Source organism: Amycolatopsis nivea (assembly GCF_004522235.1).
Classification (GTDB): domain Bacteria; phylum Actinomycetota; class Actinomycetes; order Mycobacteriales; family Pseudonocardiaceae; genus Amycolatopsis; species Amycolatopsis nivea.
Window position 1 is genome coordinate 1 of the sequence record NZ_SDLT01000009.1, and the last position, 21,213, is coordinate 21,213.

20 protein-coding genes are annotated in these 21,213 nt (G+C 69.3%); 7 read left to right on the plus strand and 13 right to left on the minus strand.

Translation table 11 applies throughout. The features are described from left to right. Positions 1–79: 79 nt before the first annotated feature. A complete protein-coding gene (locus EIZ44_RS12835) occupies positions 80–796 on the minus strand; it encodes a TetR/AcrR family transcriptional regulator (protein ID WP_134728724.1) in 717 nt (238 codons plus the stop codon). A gap of 89 nt (positions 797–885) precedes the next feature. On the opposite strand from EIZ44_RS12835, the gene EIZ44_RS12840 reads away from it, so the two are divergent. The 4 genes from EIZ44_RS12840 to EIZ44_RS45115 are packed head-to-tail and all read left to right on the plus strand — an operon-like array spanning position 886 to position 6,545. Next, on the plus strand, positions 886–1,224 hold the full coding sequence (locus EIZ44_RS12840) for a PadR family transcriptional regulator (RefSeq protein ID WP_037817971.1): 339 nt from the start codon (positions 886–888) through the stop codon (positions 1,222–1,224). Then, positions 1,221–2,171, plus strand: coding sequence for a hypothetical protein (locus tag EIZ44_RS12845; RefSeq protein WP_037817970.1), 951 nt, complete (start codon positions 1,221–1,223; stop codon positions 2,169–2,171). Before EIZ44_RS12840 ends, EIZ44_RS12845 begins: the two co-directional genes overlap by 4 nt. A gap of 49 nt (positions 2,172–2,220) precedes the next feature. Further along, on the plus strand, positions 2,221–2,559 hold the full coding sequence (locus EIZ44_RS12850) for a CU044_2847 family protein (protein ID WP_037817969.1): 339 nt from the start codon (positions 2,221–2,223) through the stop codon (positions 2,557–2,559). Continuing rightward, entirely contained in the window at positions 2,556–6,545 is a 3,990-nt protein-coding gene (locus tag EIZ44_RS45115; protein WP_134728726.1) for an nSTAND1 domain-containing NTPase, read from the plus strand. Before EIZ44_RS12850 ends, EIZ44_RS45115 begins: the two co-directional genes overlap by 4 nt. Before the next feature lie 51 nt (positions 6,546–6,596). On the opposite strand, the gene EIZ44_RS12860 is transcribed toward EIZ44_RS45115, so the two are convergent. Next, positions 6,597–7,469, minus strand: coding sequence for a cyclase family protein (locus EIZ44_RS12860; RefSeq protein ID WP_037817965.1), 873 nt, complete (start codon positions 7,467–7,469; stop codon positions 6,597–6,599). Positions 7,470–7,490: 21 nt separating this feature from the next. Continuing rightward, positions 7,491–7,847 carry a winged helix-turn-helix transcriptional regulator gene (locus tag EIZ44_RS12865; protein WP_037817963.1) on the minus strand — a complete coding sequence of 119 codons (357 nt, stop codon included), beginning with the start codon at positions 7,845–7,847 and terminating at the stop codon, positions 7,491–7,493. An 86-nt stretch (positions 7,848–7,933) separates the two neighbouring features. Here EIZ44_RS12865 and EIZ44_RS12870 point away from each other — a divergent pair, with 86 nt between their 5' ends. Continuing rightward, the gene (locus tag EIZ44_RS12870) at positions 7,934–9,229 is read left to right on the plus strand and encodes an MFS transporter (protein WP_134728728.1); all 1,296 of its coding nucleotides are present in this window, start codon (positions 7,934–7,936) and stop codon (positions 9,227–9,229) included. On the opposite strand, the gene EIZ44_RS12875 is transcribed toward EIZ44_RS12870, so the two are convergent. From EIZ44_RS12875 to EIZ44_RS12885, 3 genes are all read right to left on the minus strand, one after another. Beyond that, complete coding sequence (locus EIZ44_RS12875; protein WP_134728730.1) at positions 9,213–10,820, minus strand: ABC-F family ATP-binding cassette domain-containing protein; 1,608 nt, start codon at positions 10,818–10,820, stop codon at positions 9,213–9,215. The genes EIZ44_RS12870 and EIZ44_RS12875 overlap by 17 nt on opposite strands. Positions 10,821–11,129: 309 nt before the next feature. Then, positions 11,130–11,546 carry a Dabb family protein gene (locus EIZ44_RS12880; protein ID WP_134728732.1) on the minus strand — a complete coding sequence of 139 codons (417 nt, stop codon included), beginning with the start codon at positions 11,544–11,546 and terminating at the stop codon, positions 11,130–11,132. 12 nt (positions 11,547–11,558) lie between these two features. After that, positions 11,559–12,401 carry an SDR family oxidoreductase gene (locus tag EIZ44_RS12885; RefSeq protein ID WP_037817959.1) on the minus strand — a complete coding sequence of 281 codons (843 nt, stop codon included), beginning with the start codon at positions 12,399–12,401 and terminating at the stop codon, positions 11,559–11,561. Positions 12,402–12,507: 106 nt separating this feature from the next. Here EIZ44_RS12885 and EIZ44_RS12890 point away from each other — a divergent pair, with 106 nt between their 5' ends. Continuing rightward, positions 12,508–15,168 (plus strand): AAA family ATPase, encoded by a 2,661-nt coding sequence (locus EIZ44_RS12890; protein ID WP_134728734.1) that lies wholly within the window; start codon positions 12,508–12,510, stop codon positions 15,166–15,168. Here the strand turns inward: EIZ44_RS12890 and EIZ44_RS12895 are convergent. From EIZ44_RS12895 to EIZ44_RS12905, 3 genes are read right to left on the minus strand one after another with little or no spacing between them, the layout of a single operon-like run. After that, a complete protein-coding gene (locus tag EIZ44_RS12895; RefSeq protein ID WP_134728736.1) occupies positions 15,140–15,409 on the minus strand; it encodes a hypothetical protein in 270 nt (89 codons plus the stop codon). The two genes, EIZ44_RS12890 and EIZ44_RS12895, sit on opposite strands and share 29 nt — an antisense overlap. Continuing rightward, positions 15,406–15,855 (minus strand): hypothetical protein, encoded by a 450-nt coding sequence (locus EIZ44_RS12900; protein WP_134728738.1) that lies wholly within the window; start codon positions 15,853–15,855, stop codon positions 15,406–15,408. Before EIZ44_RS12900 ends, EIZ44_RS12895 begins: the two co-directional genes overlap by 4 nt. Continuing rightward, positions 15,852–16,496 carry a DJ-1/PfpI family protein gene (locus EIZ44_RS12905; RefSeq protein ID WP_134728740.1) on the minus strand — a complete coding sequence of 215 codons (645 nt, stop codon included), beginning with the start codon at positions 16,494–16,496 and terminating at the stop codon, positions 15,852–15,854. The genes EIZ44_RS12900 and EIZ44_RS12905 overlap by 4 nt, the downstream gene beginning before the upstream one ends. A 122-nt stretch (positions 16,497–16,618) precedes the next feature. Here EIZ44_RS12905 and EIZ44_RS12910 point away from each other — a divergent pair, with 122 nt between their 5' ends. Beyond that, entirely contained in the window at positions 16,619–17,611 is a 993-nt protein-coding gene (locus tag EIZ44_RS12910; RefSeq protein ID WP_134728742.1) for a GlxA family transcriptional regulator, read from the plus strand. On the opposite strand, the gene EIZ44_RS12915 is transcribed toward EIZ44_RS12910, so the two are convergent. The 4 genes from EIZ44_RS12915 to EIZ44_RS12930 form a co-directional block, all read right to left on the minus strand. Further along, the gene (locus EIZ44_RS12915; protein ID WP_134728744.1) at positions 17,591–18,256 is read right to left on the minus strand and encodes an ABC transporter ATP-binding protein; all 666 of its coding nucleotides are present in this window, start codon (positions 18,254–18,256) and stop codon (positions 17,591–17,593) included. The two genes, EIZ44_RS12910 and EIZ44_RS12915, sit on opposite strands and share 21 nt — an antisense overlap. A gap of 3 nt (positions 18,257–18,259) precedes the next feature. Next, a complete protein-coding gene (locus EIZ44_RS12920; RefSeq protein ID WP_134728746.1) occupies positions 18,260–19,567 on the minus strand; it encodes a bacteriocin-associated integral membrane family protein in 1,308 nt (435 codons plus the stop codon). Then, a complete protein-coding gene (locus tag EIZ44_RS12925; RefSeq protein ID WP_134728749.1) occupies positions 19,564–20,457 on the minus strand; it encodes a bacteriocin-associated integral membrane family protein in 894 nt (297 codons plus the stop codon). Before EIZ44_RS12925 ends, EIZ44_RS12920 begins: the two co-directional genes overlap by 4 nt. Before the next feature lie 176 nt (positions 20,458–20,633). Next, the gene (locus tag EIZ44_RS12930) at positions 20,634–20,981 is read right to left on the minus strand and encodes a lactococcin 972 family bacteriocin (RefSeq protein ID WP_167754107.1); all 348 of its coding nucleotides are present in this window, start codon (positions 20,979–20,981) and stop codon (positions 20,634–20,636) included. Between the last annotated feature and the right edge of the window lie 232 nt (positions 20,982–21,213).

Sequence of the window (21,213 nt, forward strand, 5' to 3'; positions counted from 1 at the left end):
AACAGAGACTCGGTGGATCCAGGTCTGATTCCCTCAAGGAGTCCTTCACGGACGACAAACCCGGCCCGCGACCAATCGCCTAGCGACGCGCCAAACCGTCGATCATCACTTCGAGCGTGAAGTCGAACCGGTCATGGCCCTCACCCGCCGTCAACTCGACGGCATGGCTTGCGGTGTAAGGAAAATCCTCCGCGGGCAGCGAAGCGAGCCGCCGCTGCATCTCGTCCCGTCCGACGACCCACACGGCGTCCTTCTCCGCCACCCGCCGGCGCACGATCGAGGTCTCGAGGCAGTAGGCGGCCACGTAGAGCAGCAGGGAATCCACGCCCCACGCCGCGGCCTGCGCTGGGACGCCCCCGTTCAGAAGGATCGCCAGCATCCCTTCATTGAGCCGCGCGGTGTCGAGGTCGGTGGGTGCCACCGCGAACGCAGCACCGGAGATCCCGGGATAGGCCAGGTAGAGATCGCGCAGCTGGACGCACACGTCGCGGATATGCTCACGCCAGTTCGCGGCTTCCGGCTCCGGCAGGACAATTCTCGTGCACAGCCGCGCGATGAGCAGCTCGTCGAGGTCGGTCTTGTTGACGACGTGCGCGTAAAGCGAGGCGGGACCGGTGTTCAGCGCGTCGGCCACGCGGCGCATGGACAACGCCTCGTACCCCTCGGTGGCGATGATCTCCAACGCGGCGTCGACAACCTGCTCGACAGTGATCGGCACCGTGCGCCGCCGGGGTTTCGTGCTGGTTCCGGGTTTCGGTGGCTGATGCCGTGCCGCGCGCCGTTCCTTGGGGTCCACGGGTGCACCTTATCCCGGAGCGTTCGTTCGCCGAACACTGTTCGCCTGACCTGCTCGCCATATGCAGATCATCGGTATATGCTCGCGTCATGAGCGACTCAGCCCTGCGCGAGCCGACCTTCCTGGTCCTCACCGCGCTAGCCGCCCAGCCGCAGCATGGCTACGGCGTGCTGCGCGATGTCGAAACGATCTCCGACGGCCAGGTCAAGCTGCGGGCTGGCACGTTGTACGCCGCACTGGACCGGCTTCACGCGGAGGGCTGGGTGGAAGTGGATCGCGAGGAAGTCGTGGACAGCAGGCTGCGCCGCTACTACCGCCTGACCGAACCGGGCGCCGCGCGGCTGGCCGCGGAAGTCCAGCGACGGCAACGTCACACGACTGCTGCCGAACAACGGCTTCAGCTCCGCAGCGCAGGAGGACTGGCGTGAGCGACTTGGAGCGACGCTACCGGTGCCTGCTGGCTTTGTACCCGCGCGCGCACCGAGCCGCGCACGGCGAAGAAATGCTGGGAGTACTGCTCGACGGTGCCGAAAACCGAAGCACGCCAGGGGTTGCCGAAACGGTTGACCTCGTCTGGGGCGCCGTCCAGGTCCACTGGCGACATGCTTTGCGCGGGCACTCCCGGCGGGACACGTTGGCGATAGTCAGCCTGCTGGCACCGGTGCTGTTGCTGACCGGAGCCGCCTCCACCGTGCGCGAGATCCGGAGCGTGGCCCAGCTGGACGGGTGGCCGCTGCGGATGTGGCTGGGAGCGCTCGCCGACGTCCCGGTGTGGTCGGCTTGGCTCGCCGCCGTCGCGCTCGGTGTGTGGGGAATGCGTCGTGCCTCGGTGATCCTCGCGTGGGTGGCTAATGCCGCCTTGATCACCGTCACAATCCTCGACCCCGCCCGGCATTGGTCGGTGGACGTGACTGCGGGCTGGGTGCTGCTCAGCGTTTTCGCAGCCCTCGCGATGACTGCGTCACCGGGGCCGCGCCATGGCTTGGCTTTACTGGGCCGCCTGCGACTGTCCATCCTCGTCGGCACGGTCGTTGTGCTGCTTGCGCTCACGACAACCGCTCGCGGCATGCATCTGCCGCTCGCCCAACTGGTGCAACTAGTGGTGCTCGTGGTCGGTGTCTTCGCCTCTTGCCACCTCCGCACCCGCAGCGGGCGTCGTGCCGCTTTGGTCCTTCTTGCGCCGCTTGTCGTGGTACCGGTCGTGGCGCGGGTGCTCGGATACCTGGACGTTTACGCGGTTCTGCCGCTCGTCCTTTACGCCACACCGGTAGTCGTCACCTTCGGATTCGGCGTCCTGCTTCATCGTTTCGACCGGAATTCCCGCGCGGCTGCTCCGGATTCCGCGATTCCGCCCTCCCCGCCCCGGCCGTTGTGATTGACTGACCGGCAGGAAGCGATCGCGGGTCCGAAGGGGTACCGAGGCCATGACGCAGTGGGTCAGCATGCCGGTCGGCGGCGGCGACGCCATTCTTTTCGAAACCGATGCCGATGCCGGCGTGAGCCGGGCCGCCAGGGGGAACCAGCCGGTCGGCCGGGGTCCGTCGATCGAGCAGGCGTCCGAGTCGGTCCAGGAAGCGCTCCAGCGGATCCGGCCCGCGGCCGAGGCCGTGCTCGCCGAGTTCCGGGCGATGGAGCAGCGGCCGTCCAAGATCAGCCTGCAGTTCGGCATCAAGGTCACCGGCGAGGCGAACCTCGCGATCGCCAAAACCGCGGGCGAAGCGAATTTCACGGTCAGCATGGAGTGGACCGCGCCGTCGTCATGAGCGCTGATCCGCTCGCCGCGGCCGTCGTCCGGATCAGCGGGGCGGCCGGGGTCGCCGGGGCCGGGTTCCTGGTGGCTCCCGGCCGGGTCGCCACGTGTGCGCACGTGGTGGCCGCGGCGCTCGGCGAACTCGGGGACACCGAGCGCCCGGACGGGCTCGTTCAGGTCGAGTTTCCCCTGCTGGCGACGGGTTCCCCGATTCCCGCGCGCGTGGTCGACTGGCAGCCGGACAGCGGCGACGGGGCGGGCGACGTCGCGGTGCTCCAGCTGGAAGAGCCCGCCCCGCTCGGCGCGCTGCCCGCTCCTTCGCGGATCACCGACGACGTCCGCGGGCATTCGTTCCGCACGTTCGGGTTCCCGTTCGACCAGGACGCCGGCATCTGGATCGAGGGCAGGCTGCTCGGCGCGCAGGGCACCGGCCGGATCCAGATCGAGACCGACGCGCGGCAGTGGCGCATCGAGCCCGGGTTCAGCGGTGCGCCGGTGTGGGACGACGCCGCGAACGGCGTCGTCGGCATGGTCGTCACCCGGGCCAACCGCCACGACACCACCGCGCACCTCATCCCCACCACCGCGCTCGGCGACACCTGGACCGTCGCGGCGGAAAACCCTTACCGCGGACTGAAACCCCTCGAAGAACGAGACGCCGCGCTGTTCCACGGCCGCGACGCCGAACTGGCCGAGCTGACCGAACAAGCCGCCCGGCAAGACCTCGTCGTCGTGGCCGGACCGTCCGGTTCGGGCAAGTCGTCGCTGGTCCGCGCCGGTCTGCTGCCCCGCCTCCGCGCCGCGGGCGCGCGGGTGCTCGACATCCGCCCGGACACCGGGATCGAACCGGTCACCATGTTCGCCGCCGCGATCGGGCAGCCGGTCGAAGACCCGGCGGCAGCGGCGAACGCGCTCGTCTCCGACGGTGCCGCGGTGGTTTTCGTGGACCAGTTCGAGGAGATCGTCGTCGCGGACCGCGAGGGCGCGCGCCGGTTGCTCGAACTGCTCACCCGGATGATCGCGTCGCAACGACGGGAACCGGGCGAACCGGCCCCGCTGCGGGTCGTGCTCACCTTGCGCGCCCGGTCGCTCGACTCGCTCATCACCCGCGAAACCGCGGACCGGCTCAACAAGGCTGTCCGCTTCCTGCAGCCGATGTCCCGCGACGAGTTGTCCGAGGCGATCACCGGACCGGCCGCCGAGGTCGGCGGCCTCGCCTTCGAATCCGGCCTGGTGCCGCGCATCCTCGACGACGCGATGGACCAGCCCGGCACGCTGCCGCTGGTTTCCCTGGTGCTGGAACGGCTTTGGCAGCAACGGCACGGCGGCTGGCTCACCCACGCGGCTTACGAAAAGCTCGGCCGGGTGCCCGGCGCGCTGGGCCAGGCCGCCGACGAAGCGCTCGAAGCCCTTCGTCCGTCCGAAAAGGACGCTGCGCGCAGGCTGCTCGTGCAGCTCGCGAGACCGGACGGCGACGCGGGATTCGCCCGGCGTTCGGTCCGGCTCGGCGAACTCGGCCCGGACCTGCGGGACATCGCGCACGAACTCGCCGCCCGCCGCCTCGTGGTGCTCGACGACGACCAGCGCGCGGACCTCGTCCACCAGGCGTTGATCGACTACTGGCCCCAATTGCGGGACTGGCTCGCCGAAGACCGGGATTTCCTGTTCTGGCAAGCAGACCTGCGGCAGGACATCGACCAGTGGGAGCAGTCCGACCGGGACCACGGCGGCCTGCTGCGCGGCGCGGCGCTCGCCACTGCCCGGCAATGGCTCGCCCAGCGCGGGTCGGATATCGCCGCGCCGCACAAGGAATACATCGAGCGCAGCTACGCCGCCGAACGACGCGGCATCCGGCGCTGGCGCATCGTCACCGCCGTCGCACTCACCTTGGCACTGGCCGCGAGCGTGCTCACCGTCGTGGTACTGCGCAATCAGGCGACCATCAACGACAATCTGCACACCGCCAACGCGATCCTGCTGGCTCAGGAATCCCTGCGCGACGCGAACGGGCAGGACACGTCGGCATTGCAGATGGCACAGGCGGCGTGGCGGGAAAACCCGCACAGCAGCGAGGCTTATGGCGCGCTGTTGCAGCAGGAGCTTTATTGGCGGGGGATCGACCGGATCCTTCCGCCGCGGCACATCGCGGCGACGGACCGGATCGTGTCCACTGCGGACGGTCAGCGCATGATCATCAAATCCGCCGATCCCACAACGCCGGTCACGCTCTGGCAAGGGCTGCCCGGACCCGCGCCCCAGTCGCGCGCACTCGCCGTCAACCCGACCTCCTCCCTGGAACTGAGCCCGGACGGCAGGCTGCTCGCCGAGTCCGGGAACGAGCCCGGGGTCAAGATCTGGGACCTGGACGGCTCCGCCCCGCCGGTCGTCCTCCGGGCCGGCGACGCGACAGCGTTCGAATCCGTGGCGTTCAGCGCGAACGGCCGGTACCTCGTGGGAGTGCCCAACGAGACCGCCCGGCCCCGCCTCCTCCAGGTCTGGGATCTCCAGACCCGCCACGCGACCTCGACCCCGCTGCCAGCCAGCCTGGCGACGGGCATGGTGAACACGGTGTACCCGACCGACGACGGACGCCAGGTCGTCCTGTTCGAGCAGCCGAGCGACCCCCGCACCAAGAACCAGGCAGTGGTGCGCGACGCCGCGACCGGCGCGCTGATCCGCTCGCTCGGCCAGGGCGTTCTCGTCGGCCACGGCCGGAAGCTCGCCGCCTGCGACGGCGAAACAGTCACCCTCCTGGACGTTTCCAGCGCCCGGCCGGGACAGCTGGCGAGCGGCGTCGACTGCTCCGGAATGGACCTCGACGTCACCGGACAATTCCTTCTGCTGAACAAATCCGGAGCAGGACCGCTCGAGGCCGTGCACTGGGCGGACGGAAAGCGGTACTTGTTCGCCGATCCCTCGGTGACGGTCAACTGGGCAACCGCGCACACCTCGCCGGCCCCGGTCCTCCTCCCCGCCCCGGACGGCCGGTTGACCGCGCTGACCGTGCGGAACGGGTCGATGCAGCTCAGCACCGTGCCCACGACGGACGCCAAACCCGCCAACGCCACCTCGTGGAACCCGTCCGCCCGGTCGCCGGACGGCCGGCGCTGGGCAGCCCGCACCGAGGCCGGAGAACTCGCTCTCCTGGACGCGCATCAGCAGGTGCTGAAGCAGGTCTCAGTGCCCGCGCCGACCGCGCTTTCCTTTGACCCGAGCGGAAAACACGTCCTTGCCGTCAGCGAGGACGGCACGCTGCGGACCTACCGGGCGGACGACCTCGTCCTCGAACACGAAGCGCCGCTTCCCGGCGACCCGGACCCGAACGACGACGGCACGATCATCGCCGTCCCAGGACAGAGCGTGGTCGTCCTGCACGCGAAAACGGTCACGTTCTGGGACCCGGCCACCGGGCAGCAGACCGCGGCGCCGCTGCCGCTGACCACGCAAGCCGATGTCGCCAAGGCGAAGGCGAGACCAGGACATCCCGGGCAGATCTTCGTCTACGGCGGGCACACGGCCGCGGTGTGGGATCTCCCGGGACGGAAAGCGATCGAGACGTTCCGCTCGGACTTCTTCCCGGGCGCCCCGGCCATCGACCCCACCGGCTCGTTCGCGGCCATGGTCAACGGGGTGGTCAGCGGCGTGGTCCTGCTCGACCTCAACGCGAACCGGATGCTGCCGACGATGCCCGCGTCGATGAACACCCTGTACGGCATCGACGGCGACTACCTCTTCGGCGAAGCCACCCTGGACTTCCAGGTGTGGCACTGGCCCGACCACAAGCTGGTCACCGACATCCAACTCGGCGACGGATCGCTCAACCGGGCCGTCGAGAACGGAAACCTGGTGCTCGACACCAGGCCGGGCCCGCGGCCGTCGGTCCCGCTCGACGGCGCCGCCTGGATGCGGCACCTGTGCGGCATCAACGACCGGGACTTCACCCCGGCCGAGAAAACCCTTCTGCCCGCAGGTGCGGAGCAAAGCAGGCCGTGCGCGTAAGACTGCCCTTCCAGCCACTCAACCCCGGCCGTCAGGACACCGCACAGCCGCTCAGAACACCGCGACCGGATTGACCGGCACCCCCGTCAGCCCGAGGATCCGGGGCGGAGCCGCGACGAACAGGAAGCTGTACCGCCCCAGCTCCGCGCACACCGCGGCCAGTTCGTCGGCGTCCACCGCGTCGATCAACGGCATCCCCAGCCGCGGGAGAGCGACCCCGTGCATCGCGGGAGGCGAGCACACCGGCGGGTAGGCGTCCGAGAGGTCCCCGGCGTACAGAGACACCCCGCGGTCGTGCATCCACCGCGCCGCGTCGAGGCTCATGCCAGGCATGGGGTTGCCGCGGTACCGGGTCCGCACCCAGCCGAACCGCGCGACGAGGGCGTCACCCGGTTCGACGTGGACGTTGAACCGTTCCTCCGCGGCCTCGAGGTCCTGTGCGGTGAGCGCGCGGTCGGCGGGAACCGGACCGTCGGCGCCGAAATCGAGCAGGATTCCCCTGGTCACGATGCCTTCGGCGAACGCCGTGGTCGATCCGTGCACGACGCCGCCCATCGTGACGCTCTCGTTCGCCGGGCGGCCCGGATACACCTGGCCGTCCTGCGGGATGTGCGCCAGCGCGTCCAGATGCGTGGACAGCGTGTGGTGGTTCGTCACGGTCAGGGCGTCCGCGTACGCGATCGCGGGGCTTCCGGTGTACAGCATCATCTGCTGGACCGGGGATTCCTCGGCGGTCCGCGGCGGGAAGGGACCGCTCAGCACCGGGGCCGGCCGGATCGGCACCGCCAGGGACACCGAGCGGCCGGTGCGCACCTCGCGCGCGGCTCGTTCGCGGACCTCGTCGGTGATCAGGTTCAGCGTGCCGAGTTCGTCGTCGGCTCCCCAGCGGCCCCAGTTGCTCGGCAGGTCGTTCCGCTCGCTCATGGTCGTGATCGTACGGAGAAACTACTGCTGCTCGACCGCGTACGAGGCGTAGGAACGGCCCCACGCCGCCATTGCGTTCAGCACCTCCTGCGCGTTCTCGCCCAGGTCCGTCAGGCTGTATTCCACCTTCGGCGGCACCTGCGGGTACACGACGCGGCGAAGCAGACCGTCGGCTTCCAGTTCGCGGAGTTGGCGCGTCAGGACGCGGTCGGTGAGATCTGACAGCAGGCGCGAGAGTTCCCCGAAGCGCAGCACGCCGTGTTCGGCCAGTGCGTGCAGGATGCTCGGCTTCCACGCGCCGCCCAGCACCATCGTCGTGATCTCGGCGGCGCAGCTCGTTCGCCACGCTCGTACGGCCTTTTCCGTTTGCGGGCGCATCCGGCCTCCTCACTATCCATTCGGTCAGTACTGGACGGCAAAGTCCGTACTTGTCGATCGCGGGGGTGTCCGGACAGGATCGTCGCATGGCGTTGACCCGGGTGGAGCCGCGGCGCGGGCTCGTGCTGATTCCGTTGCTGGCTGGGATTCTCGGCGGGAGTCTCGCCCTCGGCATGGTCAACACGGCGCTGCCGCGGATCGCGGACGAACTGCAAGTGTCGGCGTCGGCGCGGGCGTGGATCGTCGACGTGTACCCGCTCGCGCTGGCAGTCGCGATGGTCGGGGCAGCTCGGACAGGCGACCGCTACGGGCGGAAACGCGTGCTGCTGCTCGGGGTGAGCGCGTTGGCGGTGCTGAACGCGGTGGCCGCGGCCGCCACCAGTTCGGTGTTGCTCATTGTGTGCCGCGGGTTGCTCGGGGTGGCCAGCGCGTTGATTCTGGCCGGGGTCGTCGGCACGATCGGGTCGCTCTTTTCCGGGCGGGATCTCGCGTTCGCCAACGGGATGTGGGTCACGGTGCTGGGAGCGGGCAACGCCCTGGGACCGGTCGTCGGCGGATTGCTGACGGAAGGGCCGGGCTGGCGCTGGGTTTTCCTTGCGCTGGTGCCGCTCGCGGTGCTCACGATCGCGTTGGCGGTGTGGTTGCTGCCCGAATCGGTCGGACAGTCGGCTGCCGGGTGGGAGCTTCCGAGCCTGCTGTGGTCGGTGGCGGCTATCGGCGGGATTGTGTACGGGCTGCAGGAAATCACCGTCGCACCACTGCGCGGGATGGTGTTCATTGCGGCTGGCGTGGTTGCCGGGATGGTGTTCGTGCGCAGGCAACTTCGGCTTCGGCAACCGTTGTTGCAGGTCCGGCTGTTCCTGCGACCGGGTTTCGCGTCGGCGTTCGCGCGGATCGTCGTTTCCGCTGCGACCGCCGCGGCCTGTCTCTACCTCGTCAGCCTCGAACTCCAGCACACGCAAGGGCAAACGCCGATCGAGGCAGGTTTCGCGCTCGCTCCGCAAGCCGTGGCCACCGCGATCGGCGGCTTGGTCGCACCGTTCAGTGTGAACTGGCTGCGCAGCCGGACGTCCACGTCCATTGCGCTGGTGATCCAAGCTGTCGGGCTCGCCGCGATCCCGTTGAGTCACACGGTGTTTCCGGTCGCGCTGGTCGGGTTCGGCTATGGCGCGATCGGCACCTTGGCGACCACCGCGCTGTTCGAGGCCGCGACCGCCGAGCACGCGGGCGCGGCCGGGGCGACGCAGGAGGTGGGTTTCGCCATCGGCGCGGGCGGCGGGGTCGCGGTGTTCAGCACCATCGCCAATCTCGGCGGCGGAACGGGATTCGCCGCCGCGCTGATCGCGGCGGGAGCAGTCACGCTCCTCACCGCGATCCGCTGACCACCGTGTCCTCCACTGTGGACCCGAGCTCCACCCACCTCGTCGCCCCGATGGTGCGCAGGAACGGGAGATCGTGGCTGACCACGATCAACGCGCCCGCGTACGACTTCAGCGCCTGCGACAGCTGCCGAACGCTCGCCAGGTCCAGATTGTTCGTGGGCTCGTCCAGCAACAGCAGTTGCGGCGCAGGTTCCGCCAGCAGCAACGTCGCCAGCGTGGCCCGGAAACGCTCCCCTCCGGAAAGGCTCCCGGCAGGTTGATCCGCCCGGCTGCCGCGCACCAGGAACCGTGCGAGCTGAGCGCGGATCTCGTTGTTCGACGCGGAAGGTGCCGCCCGCGCCACGTTCTGCGCGGCAGACAGCGTGTCGTCGAGCAGATCGAGCCGTTGCGGCAGCCAGCGCACCGGCACCGGCAGCTTGACAGTCCCCGACCGCGGCTCGATCGCCCCGGTGATCGTCTGCAGCAACGTGGTCTTGCCGGAACCGTTCGGCCCGACCAGCGCGATCCGCTCCGGCCCGCGCACGGCGAGGTTCACCGCGAGTCCGTTCCGAAGCTCCACATCGGACAGAGTGAGCACTTCTTTCCCGGACGGCACCGAGGTTTCCGGCAGATCGATCCGGATCTCGTCGTCGGCGCGGATCGCCTCCTCCGCTTCCGTCACCCGGTCCTTGGCCTCCGCCACCTTGTCGAGATGCATCGTGCGGTGCTTGCCCGCGGCGATTTCCGCGTCCTCCTGCCGTTTGCGCATCCGTACTTTGGGCTCGCGCTTGTTCTCCCACTGTTTCCGGCCGTACCGGGCCCGCCGGTCCAGCTTCGTCCGCGCCTCGATCAGCTCGCGCTGCTGCCGTTTGAGGTCCGACTCCGCAGCCCGCAGCATCCGCGAAGCCGCCTCCTGCTGGACAGCCACCGCCGCTTCGTAATCCTCCAGATTGCCGCCGTAGAAGGTCACCTCCCCGGACCGCAGATCCCCGATCCGGTCGACGTGGCGCAGCAGCTCGCGATCGTGAGATACCAGCACCAGCACGCCTTTCCACGCCCGGACCGCCTCGCCGACCAGCCGCCGGGCCCGCAGGTCCAGGTTGTTGGTCGGCTCGTCGAGCACGAGCACGTCCGGCTCGCGCAGGAACTGCGCGGCAAGCCCGAGCAGGGTCAGCTCGCCGCCGGACAGCTCGCCCGCCCGCGCGTCGAGGGCGACGTGCGAGAGGCCGAGCTGATCGAGCGTCGCGCGGATGCGTTCCTCGACGTCCCACTGGTCGCCGACGGTCGCGAAATGGCGTTCGGCGGCGTCCCCGCGTTCGATCGCGGCCAGTGCGGACCGGACCTCCGCCACGCCGAGCACGTCGTCGACGCGGCGTTCGGCGGCGAGGATCAGGTTTTGCGGCAGGTAGCCGAGGTCGCCGGACACGCTGATCGAGCCTGCGGTCGGCCGCAGTTCGCCGGCGACCAGCCGCAGGAGGGTGGATTTCCCGGACCCGTTCAGGCCGATCAATCCGGTGCGGCCCTCAGCGATGGCGACGGAGAAGCCGTCGAAGACGACCTCGCCGTCCGGCCAGGCGAAACTGAGCTCCGAGCACACGATGGAAAAAGACATAGGCGTAACTCCCCGTTCGCAAGCGGACACAAGAACGTGGAGACACCGCGGCGCGGGCAGGGGAGGCGATTTCAGGGTGCCGTCATCCGAGGCCAGACGCGCGACGGGCGGAAGAGCCCGGGATCGCGGTGTCTTTACACCTCAGAAGATCAATGCACCTCTCCGATGAACGGCGACAACTGGCGACAGCTTACCCAGCGGGCCGGGCCCCGCGCCAGCGAATTAACGCGGCTCACGCTCCGCGGTGTGTGAAGGGAACCCTGCGGGAATCAGCTTCCCTCCGGATTCCCCTCACGTACCCGCGTGGCGTCAGTGGCCGTGCTTACCCGGCGCCGCGCTGCCGGTGTACTCGGCGAGCCCGGAGATGAGCTCCGCGATGTCCGGCACGTTCGCGAACCGGCTCCGGTGGACCTCGGCGATCTTCGCGCCGGTCTCCGGGTCCGGGTCGTCGGTGATGTCGGACGACATGAACTCCTCGACCAGCGGCAGCCCCACCCGGTCCAGTTCGAGGTGCGCGGGGTGGTTCATGTACTCCGCGTATCCCGCGATGTCCTCGATCACCAGGACGGCGCCCAGTTCGTACTTCCCGCCGAAATCCGGGCCGACGACGCGTGCCTTCACCGCCGGGATCCGGTCGAACAGTTCGCGCATCGTCGCGGCGAGTTCGGTCTTCTCCACCGCGGTGACCTCGGGCTTGAGGGTGAAGCGAATGCTGTGGTAGATCATCGGAATTCCCTTTCAGCGGGCCGCGAACGCGGCGGAGTAGTCGAGGGCGAAATCGGTGAGATCGCGGGCGGGGCGCCCGGTGAGGTCGGCGACCGCGGGGTCCACCTCGGCGGCCTCACCGCGCGCGTAGTGGGCGTAGTCCTCGACCAGTCCGCCGATCTGCCACGACGGGAGCAAACCGTTGAGCGCGGCGGCGAACTGGTCGGCGGATGCGTCGTGGAAGGCGATGTCCCGCCCGGCGACGGCGGAGAGCGCGTCGGCGATCTCGGCGTGGGTCACCGCGCGCGGACCGGTGAGGGTGTAGGTGCGGCCGGAGTGTCCGTCAGTGGTCAATACGGCAGCGGCGGCGGCTGAGATGTCACGGGTGTCGATCGCGCTGACCGCCGCGTCGCCGATGGGCGCGGCGATGAAGCCCTGCGCGATGGTGGCGGAGAAGTTGAGCAACGCCTGCAAGTAGAGGTTGGGGCGGAGCACGGTGTAGTCGAGCCCGAGCTTCGCGACGTGTGCCTCCACCTCGGCATGCCAGCGCAGGAAACGCACTGGCGAATCGGGGCGGGCGGCGTACTGGGAGAGCAGCACGAGCCGGTTGACGCCGGCGTCGCGAGCCAGGTTCGCGAACTGAATCTGCAGTTCAGCCGCGTCGGGGGCGGAGGGGCTGTTGAGGAAGACCGCGTCGACCCCCTTCAGCGCCACCGCAAGCGAGGCCGGGTCGCGCAGGTCGGCGACGACGGTCTCGACGCCGTCGACGGGACGTCCCCTGGTCATGGCGCGGACAGCGCTGCCGCGCGCTTGCAAAGCGGGAATCAGCGCGGACCCGACGGTCCCGGTCGCGCCGGTGACGAGCACGGTGTCCATTGTGGAACTTCCTTTCCTCCGGTGGCCTGTCCCCACTTTCGTCCGGACGCCCCGCCGCTCGCGTCGGTGACAATCGCCTACTTCGCCTACCCCTAAGGTTTCGCCTATGCCCACGACGCCCTCCCTCATCGGCCGGCACGACGAGATCGACCGCCTTCTCGCGCTGGTCCGCGCGGCGGAGCGGGGCGAGGGCGGGGTGCTCGTGCTGCGCGGCGAGGCGGGCATCGGCAAGAGCGCGCTGCTGGACCACGTCGAGCAAGCCGCGGAAGGGTTTCAGCGCATCCGCGCGTCCGGGTCGGAGTTCGAGGGAGAGATGCCGTTCGCGGCGCTGCACCAGCTGTGCGTTCCGGTGCTGGCCCACCTCGACAGCCTCTCGACGCCTTACCGCGAGTCTCTCCTCACCGCGTTCGGCCTGGCCGAGGGCACGCCGGACCCATTCCGCGCCGGCCTCGCCGCCCTGGAACTGCTGGCCACGGCCGCGGCGGAACGTCCGTTGCTGTGCGTGATCGACGACGCGCACTGGCTGGACCCCGCCTCGGCGCGCGCGTTGACTTTCCTGGCCAGGCGCATCTCGGCGGAGCCGATCGCGATGGTTTTCGCCGCCCGCGACCAGGAGCCGGTCCCCGGGCTCGACGAACTTCCCGGGCTGACCGTCGGCGGGCTCAGCGACGCGCACGCCCGCGAGCTGCTGGCCGGGGAGAAGACCGTGACCCTGGACGAGCGGGTGCGCGATCGCCTGCTCGCCGAGGCTCGCGGCAACCCGCTGGCCCTGATCGAGCTGCCGAAAGCGGGCGGGTTCGCGCTGCCGACGCCGTCGCCGATCGCGAGCCGGATCGAGCGGAGTTTCCTCTCCCGGATGGCGGATCTTCCCCCGGACGCGCGCGAGCTGCTGGTCCTCGCCAGTGCCGATCCCACCGGCGACCCGGGCCTGCTGTGGGCGGCCGCCCGGCAGCTGGACCTCGACGTGCCCGCCGCGAGCGCCGCGGCCGAGGCGTCCGGGCTGATCCAGTTCGACACCCGCGCACGGTTCTGTCATCCGCTGGCGCGCTCGGCCGCTTACCGCGCGGCTGAGCCAAAACAGCGGCGAACCGCGCACCAGGCGCTAGCCGACTCGACCGACCCGGACACCGCTGGCGACCGCCGCGCGTGGCACCGCGCGCAGGCGACCGCCGGGCCGGACGAGGAGGTCGCGGCAGAGCTGGAGGTGTCCGCGTCGCGCGCGCAGGCCCGCGGTGGCGTAGCGGCCGCCGCGGCGTTCCTCGAACGGGCCGCCGCGCTGTCGCTCGACCACGGCAAACAGGTCGAACGCACGCTCGCCGCCGCGCGGGCAACGCTCGCGGCAGGCCGGACCGACGCCGCCGCCGACCTTCTGACCAGCATCGACACCTCGACGTTGGCTCTCCCCCAGCGCGCCTCCGTCGATCTGCTGCGCGGGCAGATCGCCTTCGTCCAGGGCCCGGACGGGGCGGTTCGCGGTCCGGAGATCATCCTGCGGGCCGCGCAGCAGCTCGCCGCGAGCGATCCCGAACGGTCGCGCGAGTTCCTGGTGGCCGCCCTGGAAATGGGCCTCGTCGTCGGAAGGCCGGCCGGAGTGCTGGACCAGGTGCTCGCCGCCGCTCCCCCGGCCGGGCCGCCGGACCTTCTCACCGCACTCGTGCGCCTGACGACCGAAGGCCACCGCGCCGGGGTGCCCGCGATCCGGCAGGCTCTCACCGGCGACGACGAGGGCTGGACCCGCACACCCGCACTGGCGACCGTGCTCGCGGGCGAACTGTGGGACCTCGACCTGCACCGGACGATCGTCGACTGGCTGGCGCGGACCGGGGAGTCGACCGGATCGCCGATGACCGTCCGGCTCGGCCTGTCGCAGGCCGCGCTCTACGCGGTGTTCACGGGGAACTTCGGGCAGGCGATGGCCGCGATCGCCGAGGAAGAAGCCATCGCCGACGCGCTCGGCGATCCGCCGCAGCTCTACCCGCGAATGCACCTGGCGGCGATGCGCGGCCGCCGGCAGGAGGTCCTCGACCTGTTCGCCGAGGCCACGAGCCGACGCACCGGCCAGCTGACCGCGAACGCGCACTGGGCGATGGCCGTACTGCACAACGGCCTCGGCGAGTACCCGGCTGCTCTTGAGGCCGCGACACACGCGATCGCGAGCGGCGACCTCTTCCTCACCGGCATCGCGCTGCCCGAGCAGATCGAAGCCGCCGTGCGATGCGGGGAGGACGCCGTCGCCCGGTCCGCCTTGGACGCGTTGGTCGAGCGCACGGAACCCGCGGGCACCAACTTCGCGCTCGGCATCGCGGCGAGCGCACGGGGGATGGTCAACGACGCGGAGGGCGAGTACGTCGCGGCGCTGTCATATCTCACAGACAGCCCGCTTTCCGTGCAGGTCGCGCGGGCGCACCTGCGATACGGGGAATGGCTGCGCCGCGCGGGACGCCGTCGAGATGCGCGCGAGCAATTGCGTGCGGCGCATGAGCAACTGTCGAAAATCGGGTTGGAGGCGTTCGCCCGACGGGCTGCCGATGAGCTGCGCGCAACCGGGGAGGTGGCGCGCAACCGTTCCTCGCATACCTACGACCGGTTGACCATGCAGGAGATGCACATCGCGCGCGAGGTTGCCGCGGGAGCCACGTCGAAGGAGGTGGCTACGCGGCTGTTCCTCAGCCCTCGGACGGTGGACGCGCATCTGCGGAACATCTTCCGGAAGCTCGGGATTACTTCGCGGAGACAGCTCAGGGACATGCCTGATCTTCGGGACTAGGCGTAGCCCGGGACGCCAAAAGCCCGCCGATTCCCGGCACCAGCGCCAGCAGCCACACCCGATGCCGGCCGCGCATCACCAGCACCGCGGCGATCACCGTTGCCGTGTAAGCCAATCCATGCACTGGACCCAGCACCTGCGAGACCTCCGGCTGGTGCACAGTCACGATGTTTCCCAGCATCAGCACAAGCGTCGTCAATTCCACCGCGCCGATGATTTCCAGAATCCGCCTCGGGCTCACAATCCCACCCCTGTCGTTGAGCCGGGGCGGTAGATCATCAAAACGACGACCGCCGCCCAGAGCAGGTTGAAAATGCCGGTCGTCATTCCCAGGCGAACGGTCACCGGCTGATCGGCACCGAGTGCGTCGACAACACGTTTCTGCCCGGGCAGGATGAGCGCGACCAGAATCCCGGCGGCGGCGACTGTCAGAAGCAGCGAGATAATCAGCCAGGTATCCCCGAGCACTCCCATCCGCGCGCCGGTCGCGAGGCCGAAAACCGGGACTAACACCCCGATCGCCGCGTAGACGCGGGTCGTCCGGTGCAGAACCTGCAGCGTCGCGGCTTTCTTCGGGTCATCAGCGGCGAGCCGCGCCGCGCTCGGGAACATACTCGCGGCGACGGCGACCGGACCGATGGCGAGAATGGCCGCCAGGACGTGAATCGACAGCAGGAAAGCGCTCACGCGACTTCACCGACACCGCTCGCGCTGACCCAGGTGGTGCCGCGGCGTTCGTATTCGAAAAGCTGCTCGACGGCATGCGCGGTGTGCGAACCGAAATCGCGCTCCAGCACGTAGAGCGCCACATCCAGACCGGAAGTGACGCCACCGCCGCTGATGAGGTCGCCGTCGTCGACCACGCGGGCGCGGACCGCGTTCACTCCGATGGACGCGAGCCGGTCGACGCCGAGCACATGCGTCGTCGCGGTGCGGCCTTCGAGCAAACCCGCCATCGCCAGCGCGAGCGAACCACCGCAGATGGTCACGACCGTGCTGTCCGGGTTGGCGAACGCGCGGCGCAGCAACGGCTTCGCGTCCCCCGAAGCGAAGCGCGACAGCAGGACGGGGATGGTCTCGACGTTCGGGTCGGGATCTTCGTCCACCGGGCCGGCGGCACCGGGGACGAGGACGTAGCCGGACGCGTCGGGGTCGAACGCGGCGGTCGCGGTGAGGGTGAGCCCGGTGACGCCGGAACGCACGACGCCGGGGCCGTCCGCGCTCACGAGTTCGACGGCGAGTTTGCTGCTCGCCGACAGCACTTCGAACGGAGCGACGACGTCGAGCGGGTCGAACCCGTCGAAGAGCACGAACTGGGCCCGCAGCATGGGTGGTTCCTTTCGATGGACGCTTTCGTCCATCGAAAGCCATCCGCGATGATCTCCGCAATGGCTATCTGGACAGCTTCCACCGGTATCTGGCCAGAACGGAGATGCCTTACGATCCAGGGATGTACACCACTGCGGTGCTCGCTCTCCCCGACGCGATCCCCTTCGATCTGGCCACCCCGATCGAGACCTTCGGACGCGTCCGGCTCCCGGACGGCCGCCCGGGGTACCGGACGCTCGTCGCCGGTCCGGAGCGCGACATCGCGGCGGGTCCGTTGCGGCTGGCGGTCGACGAGGGCCTGGACGCTCTCCAGCGGGCCGACCTCATCGTGGTGCCCGGACGGGAGAACCCGCTGGCACCGACCCCGCCAGCCGTCCTCGACGCGTTGCGGGCCGCCGCGGATCGCGGTACCCGAATCGCGTCGATCTGCGTCGGGGCGTTCACCCTCGCCGAAGCAGGTTTGCTCGACGGCCTGGACGCGACCACGCATTGGCTCGCCGCCGACCAATTCAAGCGGAAGTACCCGGCAGTCCAGGTGAATCCCGACGTGCTTTACACGGACAACGGGAAAATCCTCACTTCCGCGGGTGCGGTAGCCGGAATTGATCTGTGCCTGCACATCGTCCAGAACGATTACGGAACCGCGGTCGCCGCCGACGCCGCCCGCCTCGCTGTCGCGCCGTTGCACCGGCCCGGCGGACAGGCGCAATACATCGTCCGCAACCGCGCGCCCAGCCGTCCGACCACGCTCGACCAGGTCCTGCCGTGGATCGAGGAAAACGCGTACCGGGACCTCGCGCTCGCGGATCTCGCGGACGCGGCCGGGATGAGCGTGCGCACGCTCACCAGGCGGTTCAAGGACGAAACCGGTCAAAGCCCCATGCAATGGGTGGCCGGAGTGCGCATCCGCCACGCCCAGGAACTGCTCGAAACCACCGACCACACCGTCGACCGGATCGCCGCGCAGACCGGATTCCCCACGACGAGCAATTTCCGTTCCCAGTTCGGCCAGGCGGTCGGCGTGACACCCGGCGCGTACCGGAAGGTATTCCGGCCGGGACCGGATGCCGGACCCGCGAAAACTCCTGCGGCGTCAGTGCCCGATGGCGACTGATTCCGCCTCGCGGGCCGACAGATCCACCACCCGCGAACACCGCCCGGCCACCGTTTCGTCGTGCGTCGCCACGATGATCGTCTTGCCCGCCTCGTTGAGCTTCTGCAGAAGGTCCAGGACCCGATCCCGGTTCTTGGCGTCGAGCGAGCCGGTCGGTTCGTCGGCCAGGACGAGGTCGCACGGTTTCAGCAGCAGCCGCGCCACGGCGACGCGTTGCTGTTCGCCGCCGGACAGCGAGTGGATCTTCCGGTGTTCCGACCGGCGCAGCCCGACCTGCGCGAGCGCCTCCTTGATCCGGTCCTGCTTCGGCGTCCCACGCTGGGCGTAGGTGAGCGCGACCTCCAGATTGTGCTCGACCGTCTCGTTGTCGATGAGCGCGAAGTTCTGGAACAGATAGCCCAACCGGTTGCGGCGCAGCAGATTCGCCGCCCGCGAGCGGGGCCGGGGCGCGCGTTCGCCGAACAGGCGGACCTCGCCGCCGTCCGGCGATTCCAGCAGGCCGAGCAGGTTCAGGACGGTCGACTTCCCGGCCCCGCTCGCGCCGGTCAGCGCGATGAACTCGCCTGGCCTGACGCGGAGGGCGAAATCGTCCAGGTGAGCAGCGTACTGTTTCCGGACTCCGCGGAGTTCGCACGAGAATTCCATGGGTCACAGCTCCTTCAAGCGGTTGACTGTGTTGCGGCGCTCCAGGATGCGAGCGGTCACGACCACGAACATCGCCTCGATCGCCAGCGAGAGCACTGATATGGCAGCCAGCTCCGGTAACCGGTCCAGCGGGCCTGCCGTGGTATCCGCGGGAGACAGCGTGTTCATCGCCAGCACCGCCAGTCCGATCCCAGCCAGCACGGTCTGGCCCAGCCACGTGGTGCCGAGGGCGATCAGCAGTTCCCGGTACGACCGGGCGAAGCCGATGCCGTGGAGTCTGCGCACAGTGAGCCGGCGGCGCAGCCGGTCGGAACCGATGAGCACGATCACCGCGGTCAGGGCGACCAGGACGAACAGCGCCGCACCCGCGAACACGGCGATCTGCGTGATCCCGCCGCGCACCTGGTCGAGCTGCGCGGCCATGGCCTGGTGCACGGTGACGAGGTGCTGGAGGTTGTCGTCGAGTTTGAGCTGCTTCAGCTTCGGGCCGAGCGCGGCCAGCGTGCCGGCCGGATCGTCGCCGACGCGGACCTTGAGCCCGGTGTCCAGACCGCCGGTGATCGCGTTGAGCCGGTCGACGGCGAGGCTGTTCGCCGGGGTCATGATCTCGACGATCGGGTCGGTGATCAGGTTCCCGTGCCCGGGATTGACCTGCGGATCGTAGCTGAACACGCCTTGCCCCGAAGCGGTCCAGACGATCCGGACGCGCTGGCTCGTGAACCGCGGCTGATCGCCGGTGATGCGTTGTTCCGCTTGCGTCGCCCCGGTGATTCCCGGGCCGCCAGTGCGGGTTTCCTGAAGGAGCTGGCGGATCTGCGCTTCCCGCGGCTTGAACTGCTCGGGAACGGCCACGACCCACTCCGGATCGTCGGCGGCGACCGTGATCGGCTTCCGCGCGGCGTCCAGAATCGGGTACTGCTCGAGGTAATGCGTGTTGACCCGGATCGGCGGCACCGGCCAGCGCGACGTCGGGTCCGGCGGTGTGCCCGGCTCGTAGTTGGCGGCGTCGACGAAGAGCGCGCCCGCCCGGTCGAGCACCGGATAGAGGTCGCGGGCTTCCGTGACCGACGACGCGTTGCCCCCGGTTTCCATTTCCTGCTGGTCGTTTCCGATCATGCGCGGGTAGAAGACCGCGTAGCCCTGGACTTTCTCCCACGGCGCCAGCAAATCCTGCTGCTTGGCCAGTTCGGAGAACTGCTGCCAGACCACCACGGCCAGCACCGCGAGAATCGCGCCGCAGACCGCCTTGACCACGGCCGGTGCGGCGATCGCCAAACCGAAGGGCGAACGGTGTCGCGTCCTGTGATTCACTGCAGACTTCCTTTGACGAGATCCGAAATGCGCACCCGGGTGACGACGAGCAGCCCGATGCCCAGCGTCGCCGCGAACCCGGCGGCCGTCACCGGCGCCACCGCGAACAGGAACGACGAGTCCACGCTGGGCGAGACGAGCACGACTGCCGCGCACGCACCCAGCCCCGCGAGAGTGGCGCCGATCTGCGTTCTCCCGACGACCTCGTACCAGATCCGTGCCGTCGGATGCCCGACCAGGCGAAGCACGCCGATCCGCTTTCCCTCGCGCAGCAACCGGAACGCAATGACCACAGTGGACGCACCGGCCAGCAGATACGCCAGGATTCGCAGCCCTGGTCCGGTTTCCGTCGTCGGCCGCGATCCGCGCTGCGGCGGCGTCAGCTCAGCGTCCGGGACGCCCGCTTCCGCCAACCGCTCGCGGACGAGTCCGAGAAAACGGTCCGTGGCGGGCCCAGCGTCCACCACGTACTGGCCGGAACTGGGCAAGGAATCGAACGCCTGGCGCAACGGCGCGAACGTCAGCTCGTACCGGTCCGCGAAAACCGCTGGCACCCCGACTTTTCCCGCTTTGCCGGACGTTGAAACGGTCGCCGAACCACTCCGCGATTCCGCCGGGCTCAGCCAGCGTCCTTGTGCGAGAGCGAATTCGCCGAACAGCGCCGTCCGATCGCCGCCGAGCAAGACGTAATGCTTGATGTGCTTGCGGTCCGCTTGAGTGCTCACGGTGGTGCGCACAACCGTGGCACCGGTCTTCTCCGCCGCTTCGGCGAGAATGCGCAGCGTCGTCTCCGGATCGGCGGTCTGCGGGCGTTCCGGCCAGACGAACGGCACTCCGATCCGGTCCGCCGCGGTCTCGCTGCGCGCTTCCTGCTCGAGAACCACGTCCATCAGGACGACCGCCGGAACAGCGAACAGTATTCCCGCGAAAAGAAGAGAGAGGATCAGTCGCACGGAAAGCTCGCTCTCGTCGCTGCTGCGTGCTTGCTGCGGTGGAGGTGCGGTGCCGGGACCCCGTTGGCCCGGCACCGCGCCGTGGTGATCATGCCCGGAGCGTCAGGCCACGATCACGCGTTGGGGTTGTAGTACGTGTAGCAGGTGTAGGCCCAGCCCGCCCTGGTGTGCGCGTTGGACCAGGAACCCGCCGACGCGTACCGCTTGTCGTTGGCGCCGCCGATGGCCGCCGTCGAGCTGTGGTAGTTCCTCGGGTGGTTGTAATTCGAGAAGCAGCCCTTCCAGATGCCGTCGCTGCCGGAACCGTGGCACCAGGTGCCGCCGCCGGCGCTGCCGCAGCTCGCCGGGACAGCCGCCCGGGACGGCGACGCGTTCGCGGCCGAAACGATCCCCGCGGACATGACGACCGCGAGCGAAGCGACCGAAGCCACCCTGGCGATCTTCAGAGACGCAGACCCCATTGTCATGATTTCCCCATTCTTTTTCCTGATTTCCCCTGAGCGGATGTTCCCCCAGCCTGAACGAAAAACATTCAGGTTTTGTCCTCGGCACGGTAATGCCGGGACGAGAACAGCCGCGTCGTCCCCGCCGGCCCCCAACGCCGGCGGGACGTATGCGCCGGAGCATTCCGGCGAGCAGGCGCGGTCGATCAGGACAGGCGCGCACGCACCCGTCACTAGACCCGCTGACCTG